Genomic DNA, 26803 nt, shown 5'->3' with positions numbered 1-26803 from the left:
CCATTATACAAATTTGTATCTTTTGCTGCGTCCTGTCCTTAGATAATTCTTCAATCCAAAAACTACACTTATGTTTTGTAATGTAAGAACTTCTCTTATACTATTGTCTGTAAGACTTTTACTTACAATTATTGAGTTACAAAAATGACACGAACAATAACAGTCGATACCGGCCCTGAACTCAGAGAGTTTATTGAAAACTTGGTTGAATCCGGCAATTATAAAACCAACAGTGAAGTTATTCGCGAAGGCTTAAGGTTGCTCAAAGAAAGACATGCGGCTTCTAAACTTGAAACACTCAGAAAGTTGATCGAAGAAGGCGAACGTAGTGGTGAACCCATTGAATGGAATCTGGATCGTTTCCTCGATAAAAATAACGCATGACGATTAAGCTCAGACCAAAAGCTTATGACGACCTTACCAGAATTTATCAATATAGTCTTAAAGAATTTGGGCAAGCTAAAGCAATTCAGTATCTCAGCTCAATTGATGAGGCATTCCAGAAAATCAACCGAGATACTGGTATAGGTACTGATTATAGCCATATAAGTCCCGAATTATTCGGCTTACCCGGTTGCATCACACATCATATTTTTAAACAAGCAAATCATAACCTCATCGTCATACGCGTATTACATCAAGCAATGGACTTCACACGCCATTTATAGTCTGTGCCCGAATAGATCATGTAAGAATGGAATATTTAGGCTACCCCATCTTCTTAATATTATGAATCACGCCGCCATCCACCAGAATATCGGTGGCAGTGATAAAGCGGGCGGCATCTCTGGCTAAGAATTTCACCACTTTGGCCACCTCTTCCGGCGTACCGTTTCTTTTAAGGGCGTGGCTTGTTTAATCAATTCCATTCTTTCCGGGTGTTCCTCGGCGGCTTATAGTGTAGTATAGTTGGCCATCTATCGAGCTTTAACAAGACATCTTTTGCAGAATCGGCTGCACCATCTAAATTTTTTACATAACGATTGAGGTGATATAAGCTGGCAAAACCGCCTTCCACCGCAATGAAGCTGAAGCCTTGTTCCGCAATCAGCCGCCGCCGAAATCAACCGATCCAAACTCGCATCACCATCAAGCGGAATGGCCTGTTTTTCCCATTTGTGCGCGAAAGAAATCATACCGGCAGTCAACAATAAAACCCCTATAAAATATTTTGCAAAAAATAAATCAAACATTAGTTTAAAACAATCTTAAATAAGGTTTTTGTCAAGCTATAAACAAACTATTGCTTAATCCGGATAAGACATATCAGACATGCCCGAACAAATTATTGTTAATGCAACGGATAAAAAAAATTTACACCGAGACTTAACGTACAAAATAAAAAACAGCGATCAAATGACCGCTGTTTTTTTGACCAAAAAGTATAACTTAAGCGTCACACTGATCAGCCGCTTCTGCCTTTAGTTCATTAAGTTTATCCATATCACCTTCTTGACGGGCTTCAGCCAAGGCCTCGTAGTCAGTATTATTAACAATACATTCACACGTTTCTTTCTTGTGATCTTGCTGATCTTCAGGTGCTGACAGCGCTTGTTGCTGACATGTTTTCAAATCATTTTCTTTTAACTGATCCGCATCCATTGCAAAAGTAGTCGCAGACAACATAAACAAACTTACGGTTAACAATTTTTTCATTTTCTCATTCCTAAACTAAAAAGGGGTTTTCAATTTAGCACCGGATTATTCCATAAATTTGACCACCGTCACACTTTTCAACCAAACCCCATTTTTTAACGCGTAAGCAACTGATTATTAACGATATAATAATGATATATTGCAATCTTTTCAATTAACTAGCATTTTTATTGATTCATATCGCCAACTAATCGAATGCATTTAAACTCTTATCTGCTGACAACTGATTTGATTTCTAAAATAAAACAAATTTTTAATAGTGTTTGCTTTATTGCTTCATCATTCGGCGGCAACATAGGAATAAAAATCCGCCAAGACTTTAATGTTAAATCGTTTATTTATCATGGGTCTCCGGGTCGGTGCCCGAAGACGTCGCGATAACAGAAGACAGAGGACTGAAGGCGGAGGACAGTTGACTGATGACATCAGATACTTATAGGCATTACCCTAAACTGCCTGAAATTATCGTGTCAAGCGCGATAATGACGGGGTTAAACCTGGAGCTGAGGGAAGATTTGGCGTTGAAAGTCAAGGCGCAGGTGGATTTTGAAGGTGTGAGCGCACAAGCTTGTTCGTGATTGTTTCAAAAACCAGCGACAACGCTTATTTGATATCGCGTAAATCTGGCTGAGGTTATCGGGTCGAGCCCGATAATGACGCTCTTAAACCCTGGAGCTGAGGGAAAAGTGGGGCTTGAAGGTCAAGGCGGAACTCACTTTTGACAGCATGAGCGCACATACTTGTGCGTGATTGTTGCAAAAGTGAGTGACAACGCAGAGATTAAAACCTGGAGCTGAGGGGAAATTTGGCGGTGGAGATCAAGGCGCAGGTAAATTTTGAAGGCGTGAGCGTATAGACCTATACGTGATCGTCTCAAAATTTACCTGCAACGCAGAGATTATTTCGTGCTTCCTGCACTCAACCCTTCGGGCCGCACTTCGTGCGTTCAAAAGTGCAATCCTGCACTTTTAGTCACCGTCTGGATGTTGTCTAATATTCAGTATTTCGTAGGCCACGTTTTCACTCAAACCCCGGAGCTGAGGGAAAAGTGGGGCTTGAAGGCCAAGGCGGAACTCACTTTTGACAGCATGAGCGCACATACTTGTGCGTGATTGTTGCAAAAGTGAGTGACAACGCAGAGATTCACGCCCCACTTTTTCCTCAGAAGATTTCGCCGACCATGCAGCGGAGGGAGCCTCCAGCCTTCTCCAATTCAGAAACCTCGACACCGTGAATTTTAAAACCCCATTTATCCAGTTTCTTCTTAGACGCTTCGGCTAAGGTATCAAAGGCGGTCTGGCTGAACAGTACATCACGCTCGGTGATGGACAGGCAGTTACCGCAGAAGGCCAGTTTTTCTTCGTCGGATAAGTACAATACCTTACCTTCGTAGAAATCATCAATGGCTTGTACCACTTCGGGGTCGGCAAAGGAATCTTTATGCAGAACCACGGCTTCGCCGGCCAGATTGGCCATTACCACGTTGGTGTGGTATTCACCTTCGGCCAGGTCAAACTGAAAGGTTAAATCCAACTGAAAGCCTTCATCCAGTGCCAGTGCGCCTTCATCATTGACCCGTTCAGTCATGCCGACAAAGCCGATGTTGCGGCCACGATCAGGTACTAGGACACCGGTGAGTTCAGCAATGGCTCGGGGGTGTTCTATTTCATATTCGTCGTAATCTAAAACACTGTTAAAGAATTTACGGATGTCTTTACGTTCGGTTTCCAACTGGCGATTGGGATAGCGCATGGAACCAACAATATAGCGGCGGTTATGGTTGGTGGCGAAGGCATTGTTGGGAAACACTGCATCGGGTGTGTGTACTGACCCCGGGAAAGATAATACCGGAATGCCAAAGTCTGTCAGAACACGAGCCAGGTGCATTTGTTGGTAGATGGCTAATTTTTCATCCACCGATTTATCCATCTGCATATATTCATTGTCTTGCGCGGTTTGCTCGTTGAGAGAAAAGCCCACCGGTGACACCATAAAGGCGGCTTTCATGGCCACCGCTTGTTTGATGGGGTAATTGGCGTATTTTTGCGCTGCTATAAAGTCAGCTACGGTTTTAACTAACATAATCTACTATCGACCTTGCTTCGCTCAGCACCCGAATGTCATTTTTACGTTTGGGTGCTTCGGTTACTAAATAAGATTTCCATTTTTTACTGCCGGGAAATCCGTGAAATAATCCCAAAATGGGTCTGATAAGCCAATGCAGGCTCAAGCCTTGGTCCATCATCTGGACACAATAATCCTGATAAGCACTAAGTATATCATCGCGATTGGTTTGTAAGGGTTTGAAACCCAAGGCGTTATGCATGTCTCTGATGAGCCATGGGGCATTCCAGAAGGCGCGCCCAATCATGACACCGTCGGCGTATTGTAAGTGATTTTGTGCTTTTTGAACAGTGTCTATGCCGCCATTTACAACCACTGTTAAATCCGGGAATTCAGCTTTAATTTGCTCCGGAAAATGATACTGTAACGGCGGGATACTGCGGTTTTGTTTTGGGCTGAGGCCTTTCAGTAATGCCTTACGGGCATGCACGATAAAGGTCTTGCAACCGGCGTCACGATTAATACGGACAAATCGTTTAAAAAAATCATAATCGGCATCATTGTCGACACCGATACGGGTTTTTAAGGTAACCGGGATGGTTACGGCGCGGCGCATTGTTTGCACGCATTCGGCCACCAATTCAGGCTCGCGCATAAGACAGGCACCAAAACGACCGCTTTGTACCCGATCACTTGGACAGCCAATGTTGATATTCACTTCATCGTAACCGGCGTCTTCGGCCATTTTGGCGCAAACCGCCAAATCCTCAGGATTGCTACCACCCAACTGAATGACGACCGGGTGCTCGGACGGGTCATAAGCCAATAAGTCTGTGCGGTCACCGTGCAATAAGGCGCCGGTGGTAATCATTTCCGTGTATAACACAATGTCAGACGAAATTAAGCGATGAAAATAGCGGCAATGGCGATCGGTCCAATCAAGCATGGGCGCCACCGACAAACGATGGTTGAGACTCATGACAGCAATAAGCGTTTAATTAAATCCAAATAAATATTTTCTAACTGTAGCAGTTGTTTGACCGGCACACATTCGTTGACCTGGTGAATGGTTTTATTAATTGGCCCCAGTTCCATGGTGGCAATGCCCAAAGGCGCCACAAAACGACCATCTGAGGTGCCGCCCTGGGTGTTAAATTCAGGTTCAACGTCACTAAAACGCTGAATGGCTTTTTTAAGCGCCGTTTTAAAGGTGTCGTTTTTACAATGAAACGGCTCACCGGATAGCGCCCAGTCAAGCTGATAGTCGAATCCATGCTTGTCCAATAAGCCTTTAAGCTGTTTCGCTAAACTGGTTTGGCTTGATTCCGGCGAATAACGAAAATTGGCGGTGATGTGCAGGCGACCGGGAATGACATTGGCGGCACCGGTTCCGGCATGAATATTGGACACTTGAAAACTTGTCGGCGGAAAATCTTCGTTGCCCTGATCCCAAACATATTGGGCCACTTCGGTGAGAAACGGGGCGGCTGTAAAAACCGGGTTTTCAGCCAAATGCGGATACGCCACATGCCCTTGTTTGCCTTCGATAACCATATTGACATGCAATGAACCACGACGGCCGACCCGCACCGTATCACCGACTAATTCGGTGCTGCTTGGTTCACCCACCAGACAATAATCAAAATGATGGTCTTTGGCCATCATCGGCATAAATTGACGAATACCATCAGCGGCTTCGCCTTCTTCGTCAGAAGTTAGCATAATGGCGACTTTACCCGGGTGGTTTTTATGTTCACCGACAAATTTTTCTATCGCCAGAACCATGGCCGCCACAGAACCTTTCATATCGGCGGCACCGCGGCCATGTAATAGCCCGTCTTCGACCAAGCCACTTAACGGCGGATGGGTCCAGTCAGATTCATCACCAACAGGCACGACATCGGTGTGACCCAAAAATAATAAACACGGACCGGGCTTGTCACCATGCCATATAAGCACATTATCCACTTCACCAAAACGGTGATGATGGCCTTGAAAACCCTGGCCTGACATGCGGTTCATTAATAACGGCTGACAACCGGCATCATCGGGGGTAAAGGAGGGTTTTTGAATCAGTTGTTGCGCTAAGGTGATGACTTCAGGGTTCATGACGGTAATCCCAGGGTAAAATGGTTATCATGAAAAACCACCGGCCGTTTGATTAAGGTGGGAAAGGCTGCCAATGTCTCAATACCAACGTTCTGTTGTGTGTCTTTATCGAGTTGTCGATAGGTGGTGCTGCGTTTATTAATTAATTGACTGATGTCGATATCTGCCAGCATCGCCTCAAGTAATTGGACATCAATACCATCGCTGCGAAAATCATGCAGCCTGACATCCTCACCGGCCTGCTTGGCCTGTTTAAGCGCGGCTCGAACCTTATCACAATTTTTAATACCGTAAATAATCATGTTCTTAACAATTCATTAATCGACGTTTTAGCGCGGGTCTGGGCATCCACTTGTTTCACAATCACCGCACAATTCAATGCATATTTACCATTGTCCGCCGGTAGGCTTCCGGGCACCACCACCGATCCCGGTGGCACGTAACCATAGGTAACTTCGTCCTTTTCACGGTCATAAATCTTGGTGCTCATGCCGAGGTAAACGCCCATGGAAATAACACTGCCGGCACCGACACGGACACCTTCCACCACTTCACTGCGGGCACCGATAAAACAATTGTCCTCAATGATCGTGGGTGCGGCTTGTAAAGGTTCTAACACGCCACCGATACCGACGCCGCCGGACAGATGCACATTTTCACCAATCTGCGCACAACTACCCACCGTGGCCCAGGTGTCGACCATGGTGCCGGCACCGACATAAGCACCAATATTGACATAAGATGGCATGCAGACCACGCCTTTGCCGATAAAAGCACCGCGCCTAATGGTGGCCGGCGGTACGATACGGGCACCAACGCTGCGAAATTCATTGACATCGGCATCCTGAAAGCGACAGGGTACTTTGTCCCAAAAGTTGTGAGTCGAGCCGGGCATAACACGGTTGGGCGAGGTTTTAAAATATAGGAGTACGGCTTTTTTTAACCATTCATTAACCTGCCATTCACCATCAACAAGTTCAGCCACTCTTTGTTCTCCACTTTCCAATGCTTCTAAACAGGTTTTAATGTCGGCACCGTAACGGTCTTTGAGTGCCACTGCTTCTAATTCATCGCGCTGTTGCCAGGCACGGTTTATTTTGTCTGCTAAAGTCATGACTTATCCATGGGTAAAAATGTTCATTATAACGAATCAGGCGGGGAATTTTTGTCGCTAAAAGATCAATTTTGAGACTTTTACACAACCGAATAACCGGCTTTTAATCAGTCTGCTGGATAACCACCCTTAATTTCTTCACAGATATTTTGTATTCCCGTTGCATTATCTGTAAAATGTCTCGGCTGAACATGCGAACTTTAGACGCTGCGGCTTGATTTTCACAAGCAAAAACAGCGGTTTCGCCACGAATATTAGCCAGCTGGCACAGGCCTTTAACCGGTGCAGGTAAAGCTGGTTGTAATCGTTTATTTAAGTCAGCCAATTGATTGGCGCGTTTAAGCAAGGTTGATAACCCCTTATCTTGCGCAATTCGCTCGTTGATTGGTTGTAGTTTTTTGCTGCGACTCATGGGCTTATTTTGAACGAGGTGGTTGTTTTTTGCAATCATCTCATACAGACAGACAAGCATGAGTTTCATCATAATAACCAAACACAAAGGCTAAGTTTTACCATGCAAAATGTAACCATTCTGAAACAGAACCACAGTGGTATAAAGCAATATTCCTTTGCTGATCGCTCTTTTAAATTTAAAGTTTATGGTGTTGTCGGTTTGGCACTGGCCATGATGTTTACCTTAGGTATGGCCACAGCGCCTTTACTTTTCAATTACGCCTCTCAATCAGAACAAGACACCATTCAGGCATTACAAGCACGTGTTGAAGCCAGTCAATCAGAACTAAATACGCTTAAAAAAGGTGTACAAAATGACATTGATGCCATGACCCTACAAATTGGTCAACTGATGGCGCAATCCACGCGACTTAATGCACTGGGCAGCCGGCTAACCGCCGCCAGCGATATCAACGCCGATGAATTTGATCTTAATAATATACCCGGTTTGGGTGGTGCTGAACTGGAATTAACCGGTGACATCAATACGCCACAATCTGTTTATGCCAGCTTGTTCTCTCTTGAGCAGAGTTTTGAACAACAACAAGAACAATTTGATGTATTATCCCGTTTGCTCAATGAACAGTCCATTGAACAAAATGTAACGCCGCATATGATGCCTTTAGAGTCCGGCTGGATTTCATCTTATTATGGCAAACGCATTGATCCGTTTACCGGCCAACAAGCCAGTCATTCAGGCATGGATTATTCCGGCGCTTATCAATCTAAAATTCGAGCTGCCGCTGATGGTGTTGTGGTCTGGGCCGGCCCTCGCGGTTCCTATGGCCGCATGGTTGAAATCGACCATGGCAATGGCTTTATGACCCGATATGCCCACGCCGAAGAAGTGACCGTTGAATTAGGCCAGCGAGTGACTGCCGGTGATCACATTGGTACCATGGGCAAAACCGGTCGCGCCACTTCAGAACATTTGCATTTTGAGGTGTTGAAAAATGGCCATAAAGTCAATCCACTGCCTTTTATCCATTCATAAACACACAATATCCGATTATATGACTTGAATATCGGACCAATCGAAACCACATATTTGCCTACTGTGGCAAAAATCAACAGACTATTATTATGGCTTTAAACTCACTATTTACCAAAGTATTCGGCAGTCGCAATGATCGCTACATCCGTCAGCTTGACAAAGAAGCAGATCAAATTGAATTGTTGGAACCAAAAATGCAAGAACTTTCCGATGAACAGTTCAAGGAAAAAACTGCGGAATTTAAACAACGTATTGCTGATGGCGAATCACTGGATGACATCTTACCCGAAGCCTTTGCCCTAGTCAGAGAAGCGGCTGTTAGAACCTTAGAAATGCGCCATTACCATGTACAATTAATTGGTGGTATCGTGCTTCACCGTGGCAAAATCAGTGAAATGCGTACCGGTGAAGGTAAAACACTGATGTGTACCCTGGCTGCTTATTTGAATGCCTTAGCCGGTCAAGGCGTGCATGTGGTTACAGTGAATGATTATTTGGCACAACGTGATGCCGAATGGATGGAACCTTTGTACAATTTCTTAGGCATGTCTGTCGGTGTGGTGATTCCGTCTTTATCCCATGAGCAAAAACGGGCTGCTTATGAAGCGGATATTACTTATGCCACCAATAATGAGCTTGGTTTTGATTACTTACGTGACAACATGGCTTTTAGTTTAGACGCAAAAGTTCAACGCGAACCTTTTTATGCCATTATTGACGAAGTTGACTCTATCTTAATTGATGAAGCACGAACACCGCTGATTATTTCCGGTCAAGTGGATGAATCACCGGATGTCTATAACCGCATCAATAAACTGGTACCACAATTGCAACGCGCCACCAAGGAACCGGATCCCAAGGAAGTCACCAAAGCCATGCTCGCCAAACAAGCACTGCCTGAACCTGATGGTGATTTTTCTGTGGACGAAAAATCAAAACAAATATTCCTCACTGAACAAGGTATGCAAAATACCGAGGACTTATTGAAAAAACATGGCTTAATGAAGGAAGAAGATTCCTTGTACGACTCACAGCATATCAGTCTGATGCACCATGTTTCTGCCGCTTTAAAAGCCCATCATCTATTTGAAAAAGATGTGGACTATATTGTTAAAGACGGTGAAATCGTAATTGTCGACGAGTTTACCGGTCGTACCATGGAAGGCCGTCGCTGGTCAGATGGTTTGCACCAGGCGGTTGAAGCCAAAGAAAATGTGCCGATTCAAAAAGAAAACCAGACATTGGCGTCCATTACTTTCCAGAACTATTTCCGTCTGTATCCTAAGTTATCGGGCATGACCGGTACAGCTGATACTGAAGCCTATGAGTTCCAAAGTATTTACAATTTAGAAGTGGTTGTCATTCCAACCCACAAACCAATGATTCGTGATGATCAAGGTGATTTGGTCTATTTCAGCCAAAAAGCCAAATATGACGCCATTATCGAGGACATCAAAGATTGTCATGAACGCGGCCAACCGGTGTTGGTAGGTACCGCTTCTATTGAAGTGTCTGAACATATATCCAGAGAGTTAACTGCACAAAAAATCAAACACAATGTTCTTAATGCCAAACAACATGAGCGCGAAGCTTACGTGGTGGCAGAAGCTGGTCTCCCCGGTGCCGTCACCATTGCCACAAATATGGCCGGTCGTGGTACCGACATTGTGCTTGGCGGTAACTTATCCATGGAACTGGAATCCCATAAGAATCTAACCGAAGAGCAAGTTCAAAAGATTAAAGAAGAATGGAAAAAACGTCATCAACAAGTCTTAGATAACGGAGGCTTGAGAATTATTGGTACCGAACGCCATGAATCTCGTCGAATTGATAACCAGTTACGTGGTCGTGCCGGTCGTCAAGGTGATCCCGGTTCTTCACGGTTTTATATTTCCTTAGAAGACAATCTGATGCGCGTCTTTGGTCAATCTCGCATGATGGACAACATGAAACGATTTGGCATGAAGGAAGATGAATACATTGAACACAAATGGATTACCCGTATCATCGAAAATGCACAACGCAAAGTTGAATCTCATAACTTTGATATCCGTAAAAACTTACTTGAGTTTGATGATGTCGCCAATGATCAGCGATTAGTTGTTTATCAACAGCGGGCTGATCTTTTAGAGTCTGAGGACATCGGCGACTACATTGCTGATATCCGCGAAGAAGTTTTTGATAATGTTATTCGTCAGTATGTGCCTTTGGAAAGTGTTGAAGAACAATGGCAGATCAGTTCCTTGGAACGTGTTTTGTCTAAGGAGTTTGGTATTGACATTAACATTGTGCGTATCTTAGAACGTGACGAAGACCTGAACGACGATGGCTTGACCGATAAAATTCTTAACCACATTGAACGCTTTTTCAAAGAAAAAGAAGCATTAACCGGGAACGAGGTCATGCGCCAGTTTGAAAAAGCGGCTTACCTCAATACCTTGGATCAACAGTGGAAGGAACACTTGGCACAAATGGACCATTTGCGTCATGGCGTCAACTTGCGAAGTCATGCGCAAAAACAACCGTTACAAGAATACAAACGCGAATCTTTTGAAATGTTCAAAGATTTGTTGGATCGCATCAAATACGAAACCATCCGTATTATTTCTCGGGTTAAAGTTCGTCAGGATGAAGATGTCGAAGCCATGGAACACAAAGAAAATAAAAACGTTACCTATCAACACCAAAGCGCCGGACAGCAGCAAGCGCCACCGGATAACAGTGTTGAAACCTTTGTTCGAGAAGGCGATAAAGTGGGTCGTAATGACCCCTGCCCATGCGGTTCGGGTAAAAAATACAAGAAATGCCACGGCCAACTGAACTAAAACACATTGAAGTCGCGGTTTTGGTGCTGATTAATCACCAAAACCGCGTGCTACTCACGCAACGCCGATCTGACGTCCACCTCCCCGATTATTGGGAATTTCCGGGTGGTAAAATTGAATCCGGAGAATCACCTGAACAGGCTTTAATCCGCGAGATCCAGGAAGAACTGGCTTATCAACCAAATGAAGCTCGCGCTTGGCAGCAAATTGATTATCAATACCCTGACTTTGCCGTGCGTTTGCATATTTTTAAAGAACACGCTGAACAACCACAGGTACACAGCAATGAACAACAAGCCACGCAATGGTGTGCCGTAGAAGACTTATCCAAACAACAACTGCCACCGGCTAATCAAGGTATTGTGGAAGCCTTGATGCAACACCAACTCTAAAAGCAATGAGACACCCGCAAGCTGTTGCGGCTGTTATTGCAATCAAATAAATACTGTTTTTGAATTTAATCGGCCTGACCCAACTGCTGTTTCGCCCGTAACCAGAGGCTATCTAAATAGTCTAAATCATAGCTATCTTGACCGGGCTGTTCTTGTTTTGCTAATTGCTCGACAATGCGAAATCGTGCATCAAAACGCTGATTGGCTTTGCGCATCGCCATTTCTGGATCCACTTTAGCGTGACGCGCCAAACTGGTACACACCATCAACAAATCACCCACTTCACCTTCTATGTCATGTTGATCACCACTTTGTAACGCCTCAATGAGCTCCTGCTTTTCTTCATCCAGCTTATCAAACACCGGCACAATATCCGGCCAATCAAAACCAATGGTGGCGGCGGCTTTGTGCATTTTCATGGCTTTTAGCAGTTCCGGAAATGTTTTCGCAATACCATCAAAGACACTGTCTTTGTGTTGGTTTTTTTGTTTCTCCCAAGCTTCGGTTTGCTGTTTGGCATCACGAATAACCGTCTGGGTTTCATCAAACACATGGGGGTGGCGGTCAATCATTTTTTGACACAAACCATTAACCACATCTGAGAATGAAAATAAGCCTTGTTCTTCGGCCATCCGGGCATGAAATACAACCTGAAATAGTAAATCACCCAGCTCTTCTTTTAAACCCACCCAATCTTGCTCGGCAATGGCATCAGCGACTTCATACGCCTCTTCAACAGTGTAGGGTGCAATGCTGTTAAAATCCTGCGCCAGATCCCAGGGGCAGCCGTGTTGCGGATCTCGCAGACGCGCCATAACAGTTAATAAATCATCAATGTTGTTATCCATGTTGTTCTCTACAAGTTATGGTGGCAGAATAATCTTAAAAAGTGCACCGTGCAACTCAGGGTCACGTTCAATACTTAACTCACCCTGATAAGATTCCACAATATCTGTGACAATCGACAAGCCAATGCCGTGACCGGTGACTTTTTCATCACCACGTACACCGCGTTTTAATAAAGTTTCACGTTTATGTTGTGCGATACCCGGTCCGTCATCACCAATTTCAATAATTAATCCGGTGCGCTGTCGCCCGGTTTTTATCAGGGTCTTAATGGTAATATGAATGTGCAAATCACACCATTTAAAGGCATTTTCTAATAAATTACCGAGCAACTCCATCAAATCGCCTTGTTCACCAAAGAATTCGGCGCCGGGTGCCACTGTTGTTTTGACTTCAACATTTTTATGGCGATGAACTTTTTGCAAGGAATCGATAATTTTATCAACCACATCAATCACAGGAATACCTTGTACGAATGTTCTGTGACCGGCCACTGCAGCCCGTTTTAATTGATAAGCAACAATCTCATCCATTTGGATAATTTGCTGTTTAATGATGACTTTATCCACCGGCTGATTATCCAATTCTGAGTGAATTATGGCCAAGGGTGTTTTTAAAGAATGTGCCAAATCGCCCAATGTCCGCCGTTGTCGCTGTAATGAATTACGCTCATTTTCAATCAAACGATTCAAACTGGCGGTCAATCCTCGCAATTCCAGCGGATAATCTTCAGAGAAGATTGAATCAGCGCCCTGTTCCAGCTGACTTAAATCATACATCAGTCGCTTCAATGGTCGCGTGGCCCAGAACATAATCACCCACTGCACCACCAACAAACCACCACTGATAACCACAATCCAGGTTAATAAACTTTCTCTAAAAGCCGCCAATTCATCATAAAACTCACCGGCATTTTCAGACACGGCAATGGTGGCATGAATGACTTCATCATCGGTTTCGATGGCCACTCCCTGGCTCAGGTAAAAATAAGGTACGCCAGCAAATTCCTGCCGGGTATTGAATACCCGCTGATTGGTTGATAAAGGCTCAATGTCAGGAATGTCCTGACCCAAAATGGAAGGTGTTTGCCATAAAAAATCACGGATTAAAATTTGCCCATAAATCCCCGAAGCCGGTTGTTCCATGCGTGGTGTCGGGTAATTATCAGGCATCACCAATTGATTTTCGTCGTACTCAATGTATGCAATCAATGCGTATAAATAACCTTCTAAGCGCTCCTCAACCAGCTGCAAAGTTTTTTCTTTGAAGGCTTGATGCATAATCACGCCCATTAAACTTAACGCCAGTATCAGGGCTAAACTGGACGATAGCAGGACCCGGGTTTTTAATGCTGTTCGCTGTCCTAAGCCAAACACGCTCTAATCTCTATTTCTCAGCCGATAGCCGCGTCCGCGTAAAGTTTCAATGTAGGTGGTGTCCGGATCAACTTCTGCAATTTTTTTGCGCAAGCGCCCGACAAAAACTTCGATGACATTACTGTCTCGATCATAATCCTGATGATAAATATGCTCAGTCAACGTGGTTTTGGACACCACTTCGTCCTGGTGCAGCATCAGATATTCCAATACCTTGTACTCATAAGAAGTCAATGTTAACAATTCATCCTTTAATTTAACATCCTGATGACTGGTGTTAATCACCAATTCACCGCAGGTAATTTCAGGTGTGGCATTTCCGCTTGAGCGTCTCACTAAGGCATTTATACGTGCCAATAATTCAGGAAAATGAAACGGCTTTACCAGATAATCATCGGCACCGGCATCCAGTCCCATGACTTTATCCTGCCAGGAGCCACGCGCGGTGAGCACAATGATGGGAAAATCGATGCCCTCTTCACGCAAAGTGCGAATCACTTCCATGCCGGAAATACGCGGCAAGCCTAAATCAATAACCGCCACATCAGCGGGATATTCACGACCTTTAAACAGGCCATCTTCACCATTATCGGCTTCATCCACCACATAACCCACTTCATCAAATCGTTTTAATAAAACGGATCGTAAGTTGTCATCATCTTCTATCAATAATACACGCATAATAATTAATCCGGATCACGGTCATCAGAGCGTCTCGGTGAGGACTGACGACGTGGTTGTGGTGGTGACGTGGGCCGATGGTTTCTTAAGGGCCTGGTTGATTGTGACGGTCTAACTGATTGTGATGGATGCCGCTGGAAAGTACGAAACTCAGGTTGTCTTGAGTTTCGATATTCACGGTTATTGTCAAATCTTTGTGACGGCTGCCTTAAGGTTTGTGTGGGTTGTTGATATGGGTTAGGTCGCGTTGTTGGCTGTGGTTGGTGTTGATTATTCTGGCTGACCGGTTTACGGATGGTTTTAACACTGCCTTGTGGTGTTACCACCCGAACCTCGTGCATGCCCTGCCGAGTTTTTGCAGATAATACCTGGCCTTGTTTGCGCGCTTCTTTAACAACGTCATTTAAATTGTTGGCATGCGCTACTGATCCCGTGAACATCAGGGCAAATAAAATAACAAGTAAACTTAGTGGCTTCATGGTTATCTATTCTATGTAAGCTGACTGAATTGATGCTGAATTTGTCGCCGCATCTCAGTTATTGTTGTTTCGTAATCATCGCTGTTAAAAATGGCCGATCCGGCCACAAAAGCATCGGCACCGGCTGCCGCAATTTCACCGATGTTATCGACTTTAACACCACCATCCACCTCTAACCGGATATCACGACCACTGTTATCAATCAGCTCACGCACTAATTTCAGTTTATTTAAGGTTTCAGGAATAAAAGATTGACCACCAAAACCGGGATTGACACTCATTAGCAGCACCAAATCTAATTGTCCAATCACATGACTCAACCAATTAACGGGTGTCGCCGGATTGAGTACCAATCCTGCCTGACAACCTCCGTCTTTAATAATCTGAATGGTGCGATCAACATGCTCACTGGCCTCGGGGTGAAAGGAAATAATACTGGCGCCAGCCTCAATAAAATCACCAATAATGCGATCCACCGGCTTCACCATAAGATGCACATCAATGGGTGCAGTGACACCATAATTGCGTAAGGCCTTTAGCACCAACGGTCCAATGGTTAAATTAGGTACATAATGATTGTCCATGACATCAAAGTGCACCCAATCGGCACCAGCGCTTAAGACAGCTTCAGTTTCAGCCCCCAACCGGGCAAAATCGGCAGATAAAATTGATGGTGCAATAATCGGTTGTTTCATACCCAAACGAGTGAATTTTAAAGCAATTAGTTTGGCATCACCGTTGCCTAATGTCAAACCTTATCAAAGCCTTAAATAGATGCTTACCAACCCCGTAATTCTTTAACCTGCTCCCATGCCAATTGAATACTTTTGGCCTTTTCTTCGGCCACTTTCATCATTTCCGGCGGCAAGCCTTTGGACACCAATTTATCAGGATGATGCTGGCTCATTAACTTTTTATAAGCTCGCCGGATTTCTTGTTTGTCGGCAGATTTGTCAACACCCAACACCTGATATGGATTGCTCGAAGCGGCTGAAGCACGGGGTTGACTGCGAGAACGCCGTTGTCCTTGTTGTTGGCCTTGGTTTTGATAATAATTCGAACCACGCATCTTTAACATGGCTTGTAACATCGCCAGAGGATAACCAATCAATTGGCATATTTGTTCAATTAAGTGCTGCTCAGCGTGATCAATTTGTCCATCCACAGAAGCCATATCAATGAGCATTTCCAAGAAAAATTGTTTTAGCGATAAGGAACCCCGCGATTTTTGACGAAATTCTGTTAAATCACGATCAATGCTGTAATTGGATTCTTTACCTTGATTAAAATAATGAATGGCCTGCTGTCTGAGCTCAGGGGTCAGCTTCATCTTATTCATGATGATTTCAGCACGATCAATTTCTTGCTTAGAAACCACACCATCGAGCTTTGCGAGTTTGCCCATGCTCACAAACAGGGCTTTAAAAAAGCTGTGTTGCGTCGCCGTTCTTTGCTTTTTGGGTGAACCGCCACCACTGATAAATTGAGTGATTTGATGACCCAACCAGGCACCCAATAACATGCCGATAAAGCCGCCCATTCTGTAGCCGATTAGGCCGCCAATAATAATACCCATAGTTATTTAGTTTGCGTGTTTAAAATTTGCTGGTTAAAATGGTCTTTTTTGCTGTTTTTCATGGACATTTCTCTACCCAAAATACACCAAGGCAAAGTCCGCGACGTTTACCAAATTGATGACAGACATCTGCTCATGGTCGCCAGCGACCGGCTCAGTGCCTTTGATGTGGTGTTGCCGGATGCGATTCCTCATAAAGGCGCTATTCTGACACAATTATCCAACTTTTGGTTTCAAATGCTGGCGCCCATTATAAAGAATCACCTCACCCATATTCCAGTGAAAGAAGTCATTGTCGGTGCCAATAAGGATTTGCAAATGCGGTCGGTGGTCGTTAAGAAACTAAAACCCTTGCCATGCGAAGCCATTGTTCGCGGTTATATTATTGGTTCCGGCTGGAAAGACTATCAAAAAACCGGTCAAATCTGCGGCATCGACTTGCCCAAAGGTTTACAACAGGCCGAACAACTCCCTGAAGCGATTTTTACACCATCATCGAAAGCCGCCGTCGGTGGTCATGATGAAAACATTTCATTTACCCAACTGGTTGATTTAATTGGTCAACAACGGGCCGAACAGGTGCGAGACGTGTCTTTACAGCTTTATAAAAAAGCCCAGCAACACGCCCACAAAAACGGCTTGATTATTGCTGACACCAAATTTGAATTTGGACTTGATGATGACGGCGAATTGCATCTGATGGATGAAGTATTCACCCCGGACTCATCACGCTTTTGGGACAAATCCCATTATCAGATCGGCACCAGTCCCGCGAGCTTTGATAAACAATTTGTGCGCGATTATTTAGAAACCGTTCAATGGGATAAAACCCCGCCGGGCCCCAATTTACCGACAGGCATTATTAATAAAACGGCAGAGAAATATCACGAAGCTTATCGCCGAATTACCGGCATCGATTTCAACAAAACCGAATAAGTCACAATGTCCTGTTAATATTGAATCAACTTTACAGTCTTTTAACCTGCCTGAACTATAATATCGTTTGTTGAAAAATAATCTTGACTTGTACTATCCATCCGACCCAAACTGGCACAACTCTTATTCCCTCAAACATTGGTTACCACATGTGTGGCTGCCTTTGTTGGTATTTATCTGCCTGTTTTTGTGGCTGGAACCCATCCGCACGCCCAACAACAAGCACCATACTCTGCAGATTGACTTACAACAAGTAAAATTTGAATCAGCACCACAAAAAACCATTGTCCCACCTAAACCCAAAACTGACGCTGACATCAAACCCCAAGCAATTCCAGAACCTCAACCGAAGCCTGGCATCGAACAAGCCCAACAAATCGTCGAACCATTACCACAGGTTAAACCAATCATGACTGAACCCGACAAACAGGCCAAACAAGTCACACCCCGCATCAGCACCGGTCAAATCCTGAACCAAGCCAAGTCCTACACCGACATCCAAATCACGGATGAATTTAAAGCCGCCCGACCCAATACCTATCAACCCCAAGCCTACGAAGTTCACGATCCGTACGCGGATATTCCCTATCAAACCATAACACCATTAGCCACGGAGATGAATTTTTATTCTGAGGGCTACCGCGGTGATATCGAGCGTTTTTTTGACGCCGTTATCCTGCAAAAAACCTTCACCACAAAATACGGCACCAAAATCAGTTGCGCACTGGCCGTCATCGTGGTTTGTAGTTGGAAGTGAGACTGGTAGAAATGCGTAAATTTATTGCGTACCTTTTCAGTAACCGTAATTAAGTTTAAACCCAAAATAAATATTTGAAAAATAAACTAAAATCTTACCAATTATTAAATCCGTCCAAGCCAATACTGCGGACGACGCCGGTTATGCACAACCGCCAAAATCTGAAACCCATGTGTCTGTTCTCGATATACAATAGACAGCGGAAATCTGCGAAGAGGTGCAATACGAATATTGGGTTGCAACTCAATTCGCCATGTTTTTGGTGATTCTCCTATTAAGTCGGCAAGCGCTTCAAATTACTTTATGAAAGCGTCACCCAGACCCGGAACACTTGATTCATAAAAAACTGCTTATTAGTGCTAATGGCAGCCATTTTATTCAACTAAAGGAATCAAAAACCGGATCCTGGTAATTTCAGAAATTCAATTTCTTCTTGCGTAGAAACACGTCCCAATATCTTATTTCGATGGGGATAGCGACCAAATCGATCTATAATCACCTTGTGCTTTAATTCAGCTTCATAACGAGCCGGTGCATATTGTTTGAACAATGCTTCCGCCTGGGCATGAATCACCCGGGACTCACTGTGAATAAAAGGCATCAAAAAGAAATTGCGCTCCATTTCATTCAGTTCGGATAGAGCACCGGCAGTGATGGCTTCTTGCGTCAACACCAGCGCCATACCATCTTGAGCAAAAGCCAGGGGTGTGTCGCGATAAATATTCCGTGAAAACTGATCCAAGACAATAATCTCGGCCAGACGACCTTTAACTGTATCACGCCAGGTAAACAACTCACTTGCAGCGGCTTGCTGCAAGACAGGCAAAAAGCGTTCCTTCAGTAATTCGTCAAAGGCCGAATCAAAACGCCGCCACTGATCTGCATCGATGTCCTCAAACCAAAATTTGAGTATTTCTTCTAACACGATTGATTCATAAATATTATTAACAGCCCCCTGCTGAATAGCATAATCGAATGACTTAAATTTTTATTTTAGCACAGGCCATAACCGGTGATTTTCATGGCACCGCTTAAAACCATCTGTGTCATCCATTTTCTTCCTTTTCTCTTAATCATGATTTTGAAATTTCAGTTACAATAACTTGATGAAAAAATTTAAGTCCATTATTCGCTGGCTACTGCTGGTTTTTTTCCTGATCTGGATTAGCCTGGGTATCTATCACAGCTATAAACCGCTGCCACCGGGCATCAGCGTGGCAACGCCGGCCTTACCGGTTCAGAACGTGCGTTTTCTGGCCGACTACACCTGGATCGATAAGAACGATGTGCGACAGACGGATCAGCGCATTTTTAACCGGATTTTCGAATTGATAAGCCAGGCCGAGCGACTGATTGTGTTGGATATGTTTTTATACAATGACTTTGCCGGGGATTCAGAGGCGACCAAGATGGACGATAATCTACGGCCACTGTCTGCCGAGCTGACTGCGGCCCTGATTGAACGCAAAGCCCAAGTCACCAATCTGCGTATCGTCCTAATAACCGATCCAATTAATCAATTATACGGCGGTCTGGAATCAGAACGATTTGACGCCTTGCGTGAAGCCGGTGTTGAAGTGGTCATCACCGATTTGGATCGCTTGCGGGATTCTAACCCGCTCTGGTCCGGTGTCTGGCGCCTGTGCTGCCAGTGGCTGGGCAATTCGAGCAATGGCGGTTGGTTACAGAACCCGGTGGGACCGGACAAAGTCACTTTGCGCACCTGGCTGAAGCTAGTCAACTTCAAAGCCAATCACCGCAAGACTCTGGTGGCGGACTCAGAGCAAGGCTTGGTGGGATTAGTCACTTCCGGCAATCCCCACGACGCCAGCAGCGCCCATGGCAATATCGCCCTTGAGTTTATGGGGCCCAGTGTCCGCGATTTGCTGGACACCGAACAGGCGGTCTTGAATTTTTCCGATACCGATATAAAACCCCTGCCAACAAACCAAGATTTCTTAACCACGACGAGGTCGCCCTCGCCCGCATCGCCAACCCTTCAAATCCTGACCGAAGCCAAAATCCGTGATCGGGTCATTCAGACTTTAAATAAAAGTGGCCAAGGCGACCGCATTGATCTGGCGATGTTTTACTTGTCCCATCGTGGCATCATTAAAGCACTTATTGACGCCCACGAACGTGGTGTAAACCTGCGCCTGTTACTCGACCCCAATGAAGATGCTTTTGGCAAAAAGAAAAACGGCATCCCCAACCGACAGGTCGCCTTGGCGTTAACCAAAGCCGGGATTCCGATCCGCTGGTGCGATACCCACGGCGAACAATGCCACAGCAAATTAATGCTAACCCGCCCGGCAATTGGCCCGGCTGAATTACTGCTGGGTTCCGCCAATTTTACCCGCCGAAACCTCGATAACTTAAACCTTGAGACCAATGTTGTGCTGGTTGGTCCGCCCGATACCCAAGCCATCCAAGACGCCAGCGAATTTTTCGAATTACGCTGGCACAACGCCCCCAATCAAAACTTCAGCCGACCCTATCAGTACTACGCCGATGACAGCCACTGGCGCTACTGGCGCTATCGCCTAATGGAATTTACCGGTTTATCGACGTTTTAGAAATTGCAGGAAAACTTTATAGTTAGGATAGAATGCCAATGATTGGGATATAACAAACGTCCCCAGATAGACTTGTAGGGAGGGCTCTGCCCACCTTTTAACGCCGCGAATGAGCCGCGAGCAAACGGCACAGCCGTTTGCGAGTCGGGCGACCGAAGGGAGCGAACTCGATTCGCTTGTTAGGCATGGCCTGCTTCCGCTTCAATTCGGCGCCCACCAAAATGCTTGACCGTTCGCAGACTGTACAGGTACCAACAATTCAATCCGACCCATAGCGTCCATAGCAATTTGTCGTCGGCGATTCGCCACCAGAATGCAGCAGAGGAAAGCTCGTTGGGCCTCTCCACTGCAACCATCTGCGTGATGTAGACATAGGTCTCGTAGAACGATCCGTAGCCGATCCAGGCGAGCAGGGCCACAAGCAAAGCGAGGCGAGCCCAGCGGGAACCGACAACGATCCCAACTGCAGAAATCAACATCACGAGGCCGAGGACTAAAACATACCAAGCAGCCTTGTATTCCCAAGGGTCGTAGCCGCCACAATCAAGGCAGAAATATCCCACAGGCATTGGATCAGGTATCGGAACAGGTAGCTCCGGGATCAGGCTGTGCAGAAGTCCCATCGCAACTACGGCATACAGCAGCCCGAGGAGCATCACACCGACAGGAGGTTTCCGCCAGGTCCAAATTGCTCCCATCTCGATGCCTAACAACTTATTAAACACACATTCTATATCAAAATGAAGGGTAAATATGGGCTGATTGGGTTAATTTATGCTGAATTTAACCATAAAACAGAAGTTTTTGTGTGATTTATGCGTTTTTTTCCTAAATATTCGAGTTTAAAACGCATAAATGCGTTATTATCAGTTCATAGCTTGATAATAACGCAATTATGAAACTGCTTGACCAGGTTCGGGTAAAGATTAAATTCCTACATTACAGCGATGAAACCGCTAAAATATATGTGTATTGGATTAAACAATACATTTTATTTCATCATAAAAGACACCCTGCGGACATGGGAAAAAATGAAATTGAACAATTTCTATCCCATTTAGCCACCCACAGAAATGTCGCCGCATCAACACAAAACCAGGCCTTCAACGCCCTCTTATTCTTATACAATAAAGTGCTCGATATTTCTCTTGAAAATAAAAACATCAATGCCCTCAGAGCCAAACAACGTGTGCATCTACCCACCGTATTAAGCAGCAAAGAAATCAAACACTTAATTGTTCAGTTTCAGGACAACATCTATAAACTCATCACCCAGACAATTTATGGTTGTGGTTTAAGAATATCCGAAGCCATGAATTTGCGCATTAAAGATTTAGATTTTGACTATAATCGCATTATTATTTGGGACAGTAAATCATTAGACGACAGGTCATTACCTATGCCACAGCGGTTAATTGAGCCGTTTAATCAATTGATAGCTAAAAATAAAATCGCTCATGATTTAGACTTATCCAAGGGCCACGGAACCGTTGAGCTGCCAAATGCACTAAAACGCAAATACCCCAATGCCGACAAAGAATTTAAATGGCAGTATTTATTCCAAATGAATAACGTGTCGAAAGACCCTAAAACAGGAATAATGAGAAGACACCATGTGTTAGAAAGCACTTACAACAGAAACCTAAAAAAAGCGGTTATCAAGTCCGGAATTAATAAGAAAATCACCGCTCACACACTCCGTCATTCCTATGCGACGCACTTATTACAAGCCGGCATCGACGTCAGAACCATTCAGGAACTTCTGGGACACAAAAATCTGGAGACAACCATGATATATACCCATGTGGTTAAGGAATTAAGTCAAAAGAATCGATTTAGCCCACTAGATTACATATAAGCACAGTAGGATGGGCTTCGCCCATCAAAAACCAATTAATACTTTTCGCTTTAGCATTGTGATGGGCAGAGCCCATCCTACAACTGCAGATTATGCATTGCCACGCGGCGCTTGGGAACGAGTTATCTGTCATCTATTTATACGGATTCTCATAGCCCTCAGGCTGGTTCTTAAATCGGCGGTGAACCCAGAGGTATTGTTCGGGGTGTTTTTGGATTTGGTGTTCGAAGAGTTGGTTGATTTGCGCCGATGCCGCGGCTTCATCCACATCCCCCAGGTTGCTCATTTCGGGGAGAATTTCGATGTGCCATTGGCTGGGGCCGGTTCGGAAGCAGAACCAGGGGACGACTTTGACGCCTTTTTGGGCGAGGTTTTGGGTGCCGGTGGTGGTGGCGGCGGGGCGGCCAAAAAATTGAGCGAATTTGACTTTGTAGGAGAAATTCTGATCCGGGGCGTAATAGACGGGATGGCCTGACTTGATTGACTGTAATAAAGATCGGATGTTTTTTTTATCGATGACTTTTTCAACAAATCCCAGCCGGGCTTGTTCTAAATGGGCTTCTAAGTCTTTGTTATTATGTTGGCGTGCCAGCATATGGCCCACCGGTAAGTTCAAATCGGCTAATTTTTTATTCAAGCCACGAATACCCCATTCGATGGAAGTGGTGTGGCAACTAAGCAGTAAGCAGCCATTGCCTTGCTGTAGCACTGTTTCCAGATGTTTAAATCCGGAAAAAGTAAACCGATTCATGGTGCCAGCAGATAAGCCCTTGGGCTGAAACCATAAGGCCGCCAACATTTCAGTGACGCCTTGACCGGTGGCAATGAGGTTAGCTTTCAATAAGGCTTTGGGATCTTTATAATCAGGAAAACACAGGTCTATATTTATGGCGGCAATGCGGCGCCGGCGGTTTGGGAGCCAATAGAATAAGCGACCAAGCATGCGACCACCGGCCAACTGCCAGCTTAAGGGCAAACGGCAAAATAATTTTGCCAGCGCCACATTAAAATCAGTCTTTGCGCTGTTGAAGCTCATAGAGTTTGGCGTATTTCAGGTAAGCGTAATAACTGTTTAAGGTGGCATTCACCACACCAGCGACGCCGTTAAAGATTTGCCGCTTGATGAAATATTGGCGGAAGAAGTAAAAAATCGGGTAAAAGAATAAGCGCATGGGCGTACAACGTTTACCGCGTTCGAACTTTTGTTGCGCCGACAATTCTGAGTAGCGGTTAATTTTTTCCAATTTAACCTGAATCGAAGTTTCGCCGTAGTGTTTAAACGGCGCATATAAACGTTTCACCACACCATCGACCTGTATTGATTCATGCACCAGATCCGGGCTCATATGGCTTTTGGATTTCCGGAATAAACGGATAAATTCATTGCGCTTAACCCAGGGATGGGCCCAGTGCCAGAATACCCATTCAATGCGCGGCATATTATAGGCATCGGCTTTGGGTTGTTTGGTTTGCCATTGTTGGATTTTCTTGATGGCTTTGGGGGTGAGGCATTCATCGGCATCCAGTAACAACACCCAGTCATGGTTTGCCATATCAATCACGTCCTGTTTTTGTTGGGCATAACCTTTAAAGGTTTGTTGTTTTACCATGACTTGTGGATATTCAGCGATGATCGCTAAAGTGCCGTCATCACTGTAGGAATCCAGCACAATCACTTCATCGGCCCAAACCACACTGTCCAAACAGGTTTGAATGGTTTTTTCGGCGTTAAAAGTGGTAATCACCACACTAATCTCAGTCTTCACCGCTGACTCCCATTAAACTGACAATCACCAGCCACCACAAACAAATCGACCAAAAAGAAGAAAATAAGGAGTATAAAGACACCACCGGCAAAAAGGCCGCTAATAAGGCTGTGGCATAAGGCCAAACAGTGGGGTGTTTAAATTTATTCTTCACCACACTAATATAAATGAAAATCAGGGCCAGGCCAAACACAAAACCCAAAGTACCGGTTTCGGCCATCAACTCCAACACCCAATGATGGGCTTGTAAACTGACGCCATCCTGCGCCACCCAAGGGTCATCTTCTGCTGCAAAATCCGGATAGGCTTTTCGAAAAGCCCGCGCCCCGACTCCATTAATGGGGTGCTTTTTATACATCTGCCAGGCACTGTTCCAAATCGGTAAACGATCTGCCAAAGCATAATCCAAGGCACTGTCATGGTCGGTAAAGACTTCCGCGCTGCGATCAATGCGCTGTTTAAAATCAGGCACCAACATGGCCATTGACCAGGTGATGGCCAATACCATTAAGGTGGCCTTAATCATGGTTTGCCAACGTTTTTGCGGTAAATGTTGCCAGGTGAATAACAACCAAATAAAAACCATCATAATCCACGCTGAACGGGTGCCACTGAGTAATATGGCCACCAGCATGGCGATAAATGCTAGCCAGCGAATCCAGTGGCTTTGTTGTTGTGCCCAAATCAAAACCATCGGTAACATCAGCGCCAATACCGGCCCCAGTTTTACATTATCCCCAAAGATGCCGGTTAAACGTCCGGGATATGATTTTCGGGCAAATAAATCATAGCCAAACAGGGCCTGGATAATGGCGTCTAAACACCAAAACAATGCAACAATGGCCATGATTTTGCCGATTAATACACTCAGCTCTTTGGCTGAATAAGCGGTCGTTTCACGGCGGTTTTGTTGAATGGTGCTCAACCACAACACCGCCACGCCCATAAAGTAAAAGCGCCATGAGGCAAAGCTTACAGTAAAGCTTTTTTGCAACCAGTAGGAATCTAAGGCGCTGACCAGGGTTAACAAGAAATATAAGCTTGATAACACGGTCAATCCGATAAACCAGGGTTGTTTACTTAAAAGAACCCGGTGTCTCAGCATCACCACAATACCAGTCACGGCTAATACCAATACCGGAATTTCTGACAATCGACCAAAGGGTAACAAGGCCCACACAGCCGACATTAAAATCACCATGGCCATTTGTTGTCGGCGAATCGTGCTCATGACTTTTGTGCCAATAGTTGTTGATACAATGCCACAGTTTGCTGGAATTGCTGTTGGTTGCTGAATTGTGTTTGTGATGCCATAACCGCAGGTTTAAGTAGCATGGCTTTGATCCATCTGATCAGCCTATCATCATCACCAACCGGTACTAAACCTGATGGAAACAAAGCCGTTAAAATTTCCCCAACACCACCGTGATTCAATCCCACCACCGGCGTGCCAACGGTTAAAGATTCAAGTACGGTACGACCAAAACTTTCCGGTTTGCGGTTAATGGACAAGGTTAAATCCACATAGGCGTATAAATCCGCCATACGTTGTTGCGGACCAATCCAAATCACCTTTTCAGACAAACCGGCCTGTTTTAGAGACTCGAATAGCCGTTTTGTGTAATCAGTTTGGTTACTGTCTGCGGTCACCAATAGGTATTGATTGGCACCGCTTTGTCCTAACCAAGGCATGATATTTTCAAAACCTTTGACGGCTGTCAAACGTCCGGGCAAAAGAACTTTTTGACTGTTTTTCAAGGCCGGATGCCTGGCTTCCAATGCCGCAACCCATTGTTTGTCAGCTTGATAACCAAATTTGAAGACTTTAAAATCCACACCTCGGTAAATAACTTGTGGCTGTGTTTTTAAATGTTTTTTAAAGTTCTGCTGCAAATAATCGGCGGCGGTTTTAGAAACAGCAACCACCGCATCGCCACGCGCCATCACCGAAGAATATCGGGAGACGGAATGCAAGCCATGTAAGGTGGTGACAAAATAAGGTGGGCGTGGTTTTTTACGTAATGCAAAATAACACAACCAGGCCGGCAGCCGTGAACGGGCATGAACAATATCGACATTGTATTGTTTGAAAATCTTTCTCAGTGTTGGTACATAACGAAAGGTCAGTGGTGATTTTTTGCCTACCGGCAATTGAATATGTTCAACACCCGTATTCTCCAGCGCTTGCACCTGATAACCACCACCGGAAACCACAATGGCTCGATGCCCTTGTTGTTTTAAATATCGGGCAAATTCCACCGTACCGCGCTCAACACCACCCATATTGAGTGCCGGTAAAATTTGCATAACAGTGAGCGCGGCTGACCTTTGCATGGTCTGCCTTA

The 26803-nt window shown here is 44.9% G+C and carries 30 protein-coding genes and 1 pseudogene; 10 read left to right on the top strand and 21 right to left on the bottom strand.

The window, feature by feature from the left end; translation table 11 throughout:
* Positions 1-144: 144 nt before the first annotated feature.
* Both OS173_RS07125 and OS173_RS07120 read left to right on the top strand, forming a co-directional pair.
* Complete coding sequence (locus OS173_RS07125; protein WP_267183581.1) at positions 145-384, top strand: type II toxin-antitoxin system ParD family antitoxin; 240 nt, start codon at positions 145-147, stop codon at positions 382-384.
* Positions 381-668 (top strand): type II toxin-antitoxin system RelE/ParE family toxin, encoded by a 288-nt coding sequence (locus tag OS173_RS07120; protein ID WP_267183580.1) that lies wholly within the window; start codon positions 381-383, stop codon positions 666-668. Before OS173_RS07125 ends, OS173_RS07120 begins: the two co-directional genes overlap by 4 nt.
* A gap of 40 nt (positions 669-708) precedes the next feature.
* On the opposite strand, the pseudogene OS173_RS07115 reads toward OS173_RS07120, so the two are convergent.
* The 3 genes and pseudogenes from OS173_RS07115 to OS173_RS07110 all read right to left on the bottom strand — a co-directional run.
* Positions 709-837: pseudogene (locus tag OS173_RS07115) on the bottom strand (SDR family oxidoreductase); the annotation flags it as partial.
* A 22-nt stretch (positions 838-859) separates the two neighbouring features.
* Positions 860-1048, bottom strand: a complete 189-nt coding sequence (locus OS173_RS13400) for an erythromycin esterase family protein (RefSeq protein WP_407659811.1) — start codon at positions 1046-1048, stop codon at positions 860-862.
* Between the two features lie 341 nt (positions 1049-1389).
* Positions 1390-1656, bottom strand: a complete 267-nt coding sequence (locus OS173_RS07110) for a hypothetical protein (RefSeq protein ID WP_267183579.1) — start codon at positions 1654-1656, stop codon at positions 1390-1392.
* Positions 1657-2075: 419 nt separating this feature from the next.
* Between OS173_RS07110 and OS173_RS07105 the strand changes: the two genes are divergently transcribed.
* On the top strand, positions 2076-2234 hold the full coding sequence (locus OS173_RS07105; RefSeq protein ID WP_267183578.1) for a hypothetical protein: 159 nt from the start codon (positions 2076-2078) through the stop codon (positions 2232-2234).
* A gap of 583 nt (positions 2235-2817) precedes the next feature.
* On the opposite strand, the gene OS173_RS07100 is transcribed toward OS173_RS07105, so the two are convergent.
* From OS173_RS07100 to OS173_RS07075, 6 genes are all read right to left on the bottom strand, one after another.
* A complete protein-coding gene (locus OS173_RS07100; protein ID WP_267183577.1) occupies positions 2818-3738 on the bottom strand; it encodes an arginine deiminase-related protein in 921 nt (306 codons plus the stop codon).
* On the bottom strand, positions 3728-4699 hold the full coding sequence (dusA, locus tag OS173_RS07095; protein WP_267183576.1) for a tRNA dihydrouridine(20/20a) synthase DusA: 972 nt from the start codon (positions 4697-4699) through the stop codon (positions 3728-3730). Before dusA ends, OS173_RS07100 begins: the two co-directional genes overlap by 11 nt.
* Entirely contained in the window at positions 4696-5829 is a 1134-nt protein-coding gene (gene dapE, locus OS173_RS07090; RefSeq protein ID WP_267183575.1) for a succinyl-diaminopimelate desuccinylase, read from the bottom strand. Before dapE ends, dusA begins: the two co-directional genes overlap by 4 nt.
* A complete protein-coding gene (locus OS173_RS07085) occupies positions 5826-6131 on the bottom strand; it encodes an ArsC/Spx/MgsR family protein (RefSeq protein WP_267183574.1) in 306 nt (101 codons plus the stop codon). The genes dapE and OS173_RS07085 overlap by 4 nt, the downstream gene beginning before the upstream one ends.
* Positions 6128-6943: a 2,3,4,5-tetrahydropyridine-2,6-dicarboxylate N-succinyltransferase gene (gene dapD / locus OS173_RS07080; RefSeq protein WP_267183573.1), complete on the bottom strand. Its 816-nt coding sequence runs from the start codon at positions 6941-6943 to the stop codon at positions 6128-6130. The genes OS173_RS07085 and dapD overlap by 4 nt, the downstream gene beginning before the upstream one ends.
* Before the next feature lie 103 nt (positions 6944-7046).
* Entirely contained in the window at positions 7047-7355 is a 309-nt protein-coding gene (locus tag OS173_RS07075) for a DciA family protein (RefSeq protein WP_267183572.1), read from the bottom strand.
* A gap of 102 nt (positions 7356-7457) precedes the next feature.
* On the opposite strand from OS173_RS07075, the gene OS173_RS07070 reads away from it, so the two are divergent.
* The 3 genes from OS173_RS07070 to mutT all read left to right on the top strand — a co-directional run bounded on the left by OS173_RS07070 (position 7458) and on the right by mutT (position 11607).
* Positions 7458-8390, top strand: a complete 933-nt coding sequence (locus OS173_RS07070) for a M23 family metallopeptidase (RefSeq protein ID WP_267183571.1) — start codon at positions 7458-7460, stop codon at positions 8388-8390.
* Between the two features lie 89 nt (positions 8391-8479).
* Positions 8480-11215 carry a preprotein translocase subunit SecA gene (gene secA, locus OS173_RS07065; protein WP_267183570.1) on the top strand — a complete coding sequence of 912 codons (2736 nt, stop codon included), beginning with the start codon at positions 8480-8482 and terminating at the stop codon, positions 11213-11215.
* Positions 11194-11607, top strand: coding sequence for an 8-oxo-dGTP diphosphatase MutT (gene mutT, locus OS173_RS07060; protein WP_267183569.1), 414 nt, complete (start codon positions 11194-11196; stop codon positions 11605-11607). The genes secA and mutT overlap by 22 nt, the downstream gene beginning before the upstream one ends.
* Positions 11608-11672: 65 nt before the next feature.
* On the opposite strand, the gene mazG is transcribed toward mutT, so the two are convergent.
* The 6 genes from mazG to djlA form a co-directional block, all read right to left on the bottom strand.
* Entirely contained in the window at positions 11673-12455 is a 783-nt protein-coding gene (mazG, locus tag OS173_RS07055) for a nucleoside triphosphate pyrophosphohydrolase (RefSeq protein WP_267183568.1), read from the bottom strand.
* A gap of 15 nt (positions 12456-12470) precedes the next feature.
* Complete coding sequence (locus OS173_RS07050; protein WP_267183567.1) at positions 12471-13829, bottom strand: ATP-binding protein; 1359 nt, start codon at positions 13827-13829, stop codon at positions 12471-12473.
* Between the two features lie 3 nt (positions 13830-13832).
* Positions 13833-14510: a response regulator transcription factor gene (locus tag OS173_RS07045; protein WP_267183566.1), complete on the bottom strand. Its 678-nt coding sequence runs from the start codon at positions 14508-14510 to the stop codon at positions 13833-13835.
* Between the two features lie 5 nt (positions 14511-14515).
* Entirely contained in the window at positions 14516-14989 is a 474-nt protein-coding gene (locus tag OS173_RS07040; RefSeq protein ID WP_267183565.1) for a hypothetical protein, read from the bottom strand.
* Positions 14990-15000: 11 nt separating this feature from the next.
* A complete protein-coding gene (gene rpe, locus OS173_RS07035; protein ID WP_267183564.1) occupies positions 15001-15684 on the bottom strand; it encodes a ribulose-phosphate 3-epimerase in 684 nt (227 codons plus the stop codon).
* An 83-nt stretch (positions 15685-15767) separates the two neighbouring features.
* Entirely contained in the window at positions 15768-16565 is a 798-nt protein-coding gene (gene djlA / locus OS173_RS07030) for a co-chaperone DjlA (RefSeq protein WP_267183563.1), read from the bottom strand.
* A 60-nt stretch (positions 16566-16625) separates the two neighbouring features.
* Here djlA and OS173_RS07025 point away from each other — a divergent pair, with 60 nt between their 5' ends.
* Both OS173_RS07025 and OS173_RS07020 read left to right on the top strand, forming a co-directional pair.
* Positions 16626-17501, top strand: coding sequence for a phosphoribosylaminoimidazolesuccinocarboxamide synthase (locus OS173_RS07025; RefSeq protein ID WP_267183562.1), 876 nt, complete (start codon positions 16626-16628; stop codon positions 17499-17501).
* An 88-nt stretch (positions 17502-17589) separates the two neighbouring features.
* On the top strand, positions 17590-18258 hold the full coding sequence (locus OS173_RS07020) for a hypothetical protein (RefSeq protein WP_267183561.1): 669 nt from the start codon (positions 17590-17592) through the stop codon (positions 18256-18258).
* 391 nt (positions 18259-18649) lie between these two features.
* Here the strand turns inward: OS173_RS07020 and OS173_RS07015 are convergent, their stop codons facing one another.
* Positions 18650-19183, bottom strand: a complete 534-nt coding sequence (locus OS173_RS07015; RefSeq protein ID WP_267183560.1) for a DUF924 family protein — start codon at positions 19181-19183, stop codon at positions 18650-18652.
* A gap of 181 nt (positions 19184-19364) precedes the next feature.
* Here OS173_RS07015 and OS173_RS07010 point away from each other — a divergent pair, with 181 nt between their 5' ends.
* Entirely contained in the window at positions 19365-20834 is a 1470-nt protein-coding gene (locus OS173_RS07010) for a phospholipase D family protein (RefSeq protein ID WP_267183559.1), read from the top strand.
* A gap of 179 nt (positions 20835-21013) precedes the next feature.
* On the opposite strand, the gene OS173_RS07005 is transcribed toward OS173_RS07010, so the two are convergent.
* A complete protein-coding gene (locus tag OS173_RS07005) occupies positions 21014-21532 on the bottom strand; it encodes a hypothetical protein (RefSeq protein WP_267183558.1) in 519 nt (172 codons plus the stop codon).
* Between the two features lie 197 nt (positions 21533-21729).
* Between OS173_RS07005 and OS173_RS07000 the strand changes: the two genes are divergently transcribed.
* The gene (locus tag OS173_RS07000; protein ID WP_267183557.1) at positions 21730-22692 is read left to right on the top strand and encodes an integron integrase; all 963 of its coding nucleotides are present in this window, start codon (positions 21730-21732) and stop codon (positions 22690-22692) included.
* 133 nt (positions 22693-22825) lie between these two features.
* Here the strand turns inward: OS173_RS07000 and OS173_RS06995 are convergent, their stop codons facing one another.
* From OS173_RS06995 to OS173_RS06980, 4 genes are read right to left on the bottom strand one after another with little or no spacing between them, the layout of a single operon-like run.
* Positions 22826-23728 (bottom strand): lysophospholipid acyltransferase family protein, encoded by a 903-nt coding sequence (locus OS173_RS06995; RefSeq protein WP_267183556.1) that lies wholly within the window; start codon positions 23726-23728, stop codon positions 22826-22828.
* Positions 23703-24458: a glycosyltransferase family 2 protein gene (locus OS173_RS06990; protein WP_188364972.1), complete on the bottom strand. Its 756-nt coding sequence runs from the start codon at positions 24456-24458 to the stop codon at positions 23703-23705. Before OS173_RS06990 ends, OS173_RS06995 begins: the two co-directional genes overlap by 26 nt.
* Complete coding sequence (locus tag OS173_RS06985; protein ID WP_267183555.1) at positions 24448-25689, bottom strand: O-antigen ligase family protein; 1242 nt, start codon at positions 25687-25689, stop codon at positions 24448-24450. Before OS173_RS06985 ends, OS173_RS06990 begins: the two co-directional genes overlap by 11 nt.
* Positions 25686-26792, bottom strand: a complete 1107-nt coding sequence (locus OS173_RS06980; RefSeq protein ID WP_267183554.1) for a glycosyltransferase — start codon at positions 26790-26792, stop codon at positions 25686-25688. The genes OS173_RS06985 and OS173_RS06980 overlap by 4 nt, the downstream gene beginning before the upstream one ends.
* Positions 26793-26803 lie beyond the last annotated feature (11 nt).

The sequence above is a fragment of the Marinicella gelatinilytica genome, from assembly GCF_026410405.1.
GTDB classification, from domain to species: Bacteria; Pseudomonadota; Gammaproteobacteria; order Xanthomonadales; family Marinicellaceae; genus Marinicella; species Marinicella gelatinilytica.
This window is presented reverse-complemented; position numbering and strand designations above follow the sequence as displayed.